This window comes from Acidovorax sp. HMWF018, assembly GCF_003061035.1.
Classification (GTDB): domain Bacteria; phylum Pseudomonadota; class Gammaproteobacteria; order Burkholderiales; family Burkholderiaceae_C; genus Acidovorax; species Acidovorax delafieldii.
The window spans coordinates 19,783-23,943 of sequence record NZ_QAIM01000631.1 but is presented as its reverse complement, the minus strand read 5'-3'; the positions used below and the strand labels follow the sequence as shown (position 1 = coordinate 23,943).

Sequence of the window (4,161 nt, the reverse complement as noted above, 5' to 3'; positions counted from 1 at the left end):
ACCCAAGATCGAGCTGCCGTCCAGCGACGCGGCCTATCTCAACAACCCCAAGCCCAGCTACCCCGCCATCAGCAAACGCATGGGCGAGCAAGGCAAGGTGGTGCTCAGGGTGCTCATCGGCACCGATGGCGTGCCGCAAAAGGTCGAAGTCAACAAGTCCAGCGGCTTTGACCGGCTGGACCGCCAGGCCCAGGACGCCGTGATGCGCTGGCGCTTTGTGCCCGGCAAACGCAACGGCGTGCCCGAGGCCATGTGGAACCTCGTCCCCGTCAACTTTGTTCTCGAATAAACCAATCACCGCTCAGGGAGTTTTCATGGAATCGCAATTCGGCATCGCCAACGTCTGGATCCAGGGTGACTTTGTCACCCGCGCCGTCGCCATCCTGCTGCTGGCCATGTCGCTGGCCTCGTGGATCGTCATCCTCATCAAGGCACTGGACATCATCAAGTTCAAGAAACACGCCCGCGCCGCCCAGGACTTCTGGCACAGCGAGGACTTTGCCGCGGGCCTGACCAAGCTGGGCGCCGACCCGACCAACCCCTTCCGCCACCTGGCGCTGGAAGGCCGCGAAGCCACCGCCCACCACCGCAACACCAAGGCCCACCTGCACGACAGCCTGGACGTGAGCGACTGGGTGACCCGCTGCCTGCGCAACTGCATCGACGAGTTCACCGCCCGCCTGTCCTCGGGCCTGGCCATCCTGGCGTCGGTGGGCTCCACCGCCCCGTTCATCGGCCTGTTCGGCACCGTGTGGGGCATCTACCACGCCCTGCTGGCCATCGGCACCTCGGGCCAGTCCACCATCGACAAGGTGGCCGGCCCCATCGGTGAAGCGCTGATCATGACCGCCCTGGGGCTAGCCGTGGCCATCCCGGCGGTGCTGGGCTACAACGCGCTGGTGCGCGGCAACAAGTCCATTCTGAATGGCCTGAACAGCTTTGCCCATGACCTGCACGCCTACTTTGTGACCGGCGCCCGCGTGAACGCTGGCGAGCCCGGCAAGGTGCTGCCCATGAAGAAAGGCGGCTAAGCCATGGCCTTTGGAACCCAAGACGACACCGATGACGTGATGAACGAGATCAACATGACGCCCCTGGTGGACGTCATGCTGGTGCTGCTCATCATCTTCATCATCACCGTGCCGGTGATGAAACACGCGGTGAACGTGGACCTGCCCCGCGCCACCAACCAGCCCGAGAACGTCAAGCCCGAGACCGTGCGCCTGTCGGTGTCGGCCGATGGCAAGTTCTTCTGGAACGAGTCCCAGGTGTCGGAAGAAGAACTCTTCCCCCGCCTGCAGGCCGAGGCTGCCAAGGAGCCCCAGTCAGACCTCCACATCCGTGGCGACAAGAACGTGCGCTACGAATTCGTGGCCCAGGCCATGGCGGCCGCGCAACGCGCTGGCGTGCGCAAGATCGGGTTTGTGACCGACCCGCAGGGCCAGTAAAGACACGGCGAAAATCACCGGCCCGGTCCCTGCGCATCCTGGCCAGCCCACCCGTCTTGGGCGCTCTGGCAGGCGCCAGGGAACGCAGGGCCCGTGCAGCGGCTCGCAGCCCCCTGCACGGCGCCTAGGGCGCACGGACCTTTGCCCCGCGCCCTGGGCGCTGCTCAACGCCTCGCCTTTGCACCTGGTGCAGGGCGGAACCAAGAACAAAAAGAAACACACCGTTCGCTTGACTTGTAATTGCGAATCGTTATCATTAACAAAACGCACTGCAATGACCCAGGAAAACTCCATGCAAGCCTCCCTGACTTCCGCCCCGCTCCGCCGCGCCGTGCCGGCTGACTCCGCAGACGCCTCGGCATCTGGCGAGGCCCCGTCGTCCGGTGCGCATTGCGCCACTGCTGCACTGGACAGCAGCGTGCTGCTGCAAGGGCACAAGACCGTCGCCATCAGCCACAACGGCTCGGTGTACCGCCTGCAGGCCACCAAGCTGGGCAAGCTCATCCTGACCAAATAGTTTCATCGTGGGGCGACTCCCGGGCTTGCAACAAGCTCGCAAGGGTCGTTTTTGCCAGCCAACGGGTTTGCTCCCGCGTAGCCAGGCTTTTTTTGCCGCCCCCGATCCTGCCAACAAAAAACCGGCCCACAGGCCGGTTTTTTCATGCTGCCAGAGGGTTTTGAAGCGTTTTCAGCCCCATGCGCTAGTGGAACATGCGCTCGAAGCTATCAAAATAATAGCAACCACACTCCCTGCCGGGAGCCCCCGAATCAGAGGCCCAGGGCTGCAATGCCCGCGCGGGCGATCTGTGCATCTTCGGTGGACTTCACGCCGCTCACGCCCACGGCACCCAGGCACTGGCCGTCCTTCATGATCGGCACGCCGCCTTCGAGCAGGCCGTCAATGGTGGGCGCGCTCAGGAACGAGGTACGGCCGCCGTTGATCACGTCCTCGTAGACCTTGCTTTCGCGGCGGCCCAGAGCGGCCGTGCGGGCCTTGGAAGGGGCGATGTGCGATGACACTGCTGCGGCGCCGTCCAGGCGCTGCAGCCACAGCAGGTGGCCGCCATCGTCCACGATGGCGATGGTCACGGCCCAGTTGTTCTTGAGGGCCTCGGCTTCGGCGGCAGCGGCCACGGCCTTGACGTCGGCCAGTTCGAGTTCGTGCTTGGTTTTCATGAAAGGATCCGAAAGTGGGAGAGGAAACCGGGCCGCACAGGCCGCCCCGGCACGCAAAGAGAACCGAGCATACCGGCATCCCCGGCGCCGTTGCCCTCAGCCAGGGTGAAAGTATCCTTACCAAAAGTAGGTGACCGGGTGCGGTCATTGCAAAGCAAAAAAGCATCACCACCTAGAATTTGTGATGTCTGCGTCGTGCAGGCCAACAAGGAGAGACACAAGATGAATGACCAAGTCACCACCCTGGGCCACTCTGCGGGCTATGGCATCTCGCAGGAAGAGCGCCACAAGGTGCTTCGCAATACTTACTGGCTGCTGGCCCTGAGCATGATCCCCACGGTGCTGGGCGCCTGGATCGGCGTGGCCACCGGCATCACCCGCTCGCTGACCGGCGGCCTGGGCCTGATCGTGTTCCTGGGCGGCGCGTTCGGCTTCATGTTCGCCATCGAAAAGACCAAGCGCTCGGCCGCAGGCGTGCCGGTGCTGCTGGCCTTCACGTTCTTCATGGGCCTGATGCTGTCGCGCATGATCGGCATGGTGCTGGGCTTCAAGAACGGCACTGACCTCATCATGACGGCCTTTGCCGGCACGGCCGGTGTGTTCTTCGTGATGGCCAGCCTAGCCAGCGTCATCAAGCGCGACCTCTCGGGCATGGGCAAGTGGCTGATGGTGGGCGCGCTGGTGCTCATGGTCGGCGGCATCATCAACGTGTTCGTCGGCTCCGGCGTGGGCATGATGGTGATCTCGATGCTGGCAATCGGCATCTTCAGCGCCTACATGCTGTATGACCTGAAGCAGATCCTGGACGGCGGCGAAACCAACTACATCAGCGCCACGCTGGCCCTGTACCTGGACATCTTCAACGTGTTCCAGAGCCTGCTGGCCCTGCTGGGCATCATGGGCGGCGAGCGCGACTGAGCCCTGCCAGTCCCTTGACCTCCATCAAAAGGCTCCCTCGGGAGCCTTTTTTGTGGGTCGCGCCCCAGGATCAAGCCTCAATAGCGCGGCCAGTGTGCCGATAATGCAAGTACATGTATCCACAAAGCCCTTCCACCGCATTGCGCCTGATGGTTCTGGCGGGCCTGTTGCTGCTTGCAGGCTGCGACAAGATCCCGGGCCTGGGCCCTGACCCGCGCGTGGCCCAACGCGATGCCGAGGCCAAGGCCATCGGCGGTGCCTGCCGACACGCACTGCGGGGGCTGGAAGACTGCTACACCCTCAACCCCAAGGCCTCCAAGGCCTCGGTGTTTGCAGGCTGGAAGGACATGGACGCCTACATGCGTGAGAACAAGATCGAGGGCACGCCCTCGGTGCTGGGCAAGGTGGAAAAGCCCGAACGCAGCGAACGCGCACCCGACATCGAAACCGAACCCCGCGACCCCGCAGCCAGCCGCAACCGCAGCTGATATTGCGCGGGGGAGGCAAGGCCGCGGGACGGAGGGCTGCGCCCTCCCCTTCCTGAGGCCTCTTTCTGGCAACCGGATCAGACCCGCTCGAACACCGCCATGCTCTCCACATGGGCCGTGTGCGGGAACAT

The 4,161-nt window shown here is 63.7% G+C and carries 7 protein-coding genes; 6 read left to right on the top strand and 1 reads right to left on the bottom strand.

Annotation, left to right across the window (positions count from 1 at the left end):
• The 4 genes from DBR23_RS26700 to hemP all read left to right on the top strand — a co-directional run.
• A partial coding sequence (locus tag DBR23_RS26700; protein ID WP_233250769.1) for an energy transducer TonB occupies positions 1–289 on the top strand: 289 nt, incomplete at its 5' end.
• Between the two features lie 25 nt (positions 290–314).
• A complete protein-coding gene (locus DBR23_RS26695) occupies positions 315–1,031 on the top strand; it encodes a MotA/TolQ/ExbB proton channel family protein (RefSeq protein ID WP_056063831.1) in 717 nt (238 codons plus the stop codon).
• Positions 1,032–1,034: 3 nt separating this feature from the next.
• Positions 1,035–1,448, top strand: a complete 414-nt coding sequence (locus DBR23_RS26690) for a biopolymer transporter ExbD (protein WP_108500096.1) — start codon at positions 1,035–1,037, stop codon at positions 1,446–1,448.
• A 292-nt stretch (positions 1,449–1,740) separates the two neighbouring features.
• Positions 1,741–1,965, top strand: coding sequence for a hemin uptake protein HemP (gene hemP, locus DBR23_RS26685; protein ID WP_056065088.1), 225 nt, complete (start codon positions 1,741–1,743; stop codon positions 1,963–1,965).
• A gap of 251 nt (positions 1,966–2,216) precedes the next feature.
• On the opposite strand, the gene DBR23_RS26680 is transcribed toward hemP, so the two are convergent.
• On the bottom strand, positions 2,217–2,624 hold the full coding sequence (locus tag DBR23_RS26680; RefSeq protein WP_015014564.1) for a heme-binding protein: 408 nt from the start codon (positions 2,622–2,624) through the stop codon (positions 2,217–2,219).
• 222 nt (positions 2,625–2,846) lie between these two features.
• On the opposite strand from DBR23_RS26680, the gene DBR23_RS26675 reads away from it, so the two are divergent.
• The gene (locus tag DBR23_RS26675) at positions 2,847–3,542 is read left to right on the top strand and encodes a Bax inhibitor-1/YccA family protein (RefSeq protein ID WP_015014565.1); all 696 of its coding nucleotides are present in this window, start codon (positions 2,847–2,849) and stop codon (positions 3,540–3,542) included.
• 113 nt (positions 3,543–3,655) lie between these two features.
• Positions 3,656–4,030 (top strand): hypothetical protein, encoded by a 375-nt coding sequence (locus DBR23_RS26670; protein WP_056063836.1) that lies wholly within the window; start codon positions 3,656–3,658, stop codon positions 4,028–4,030.
• The last annotated feature ends 131 nt before the right edge of the window (positions 4,031–4,161 follow it).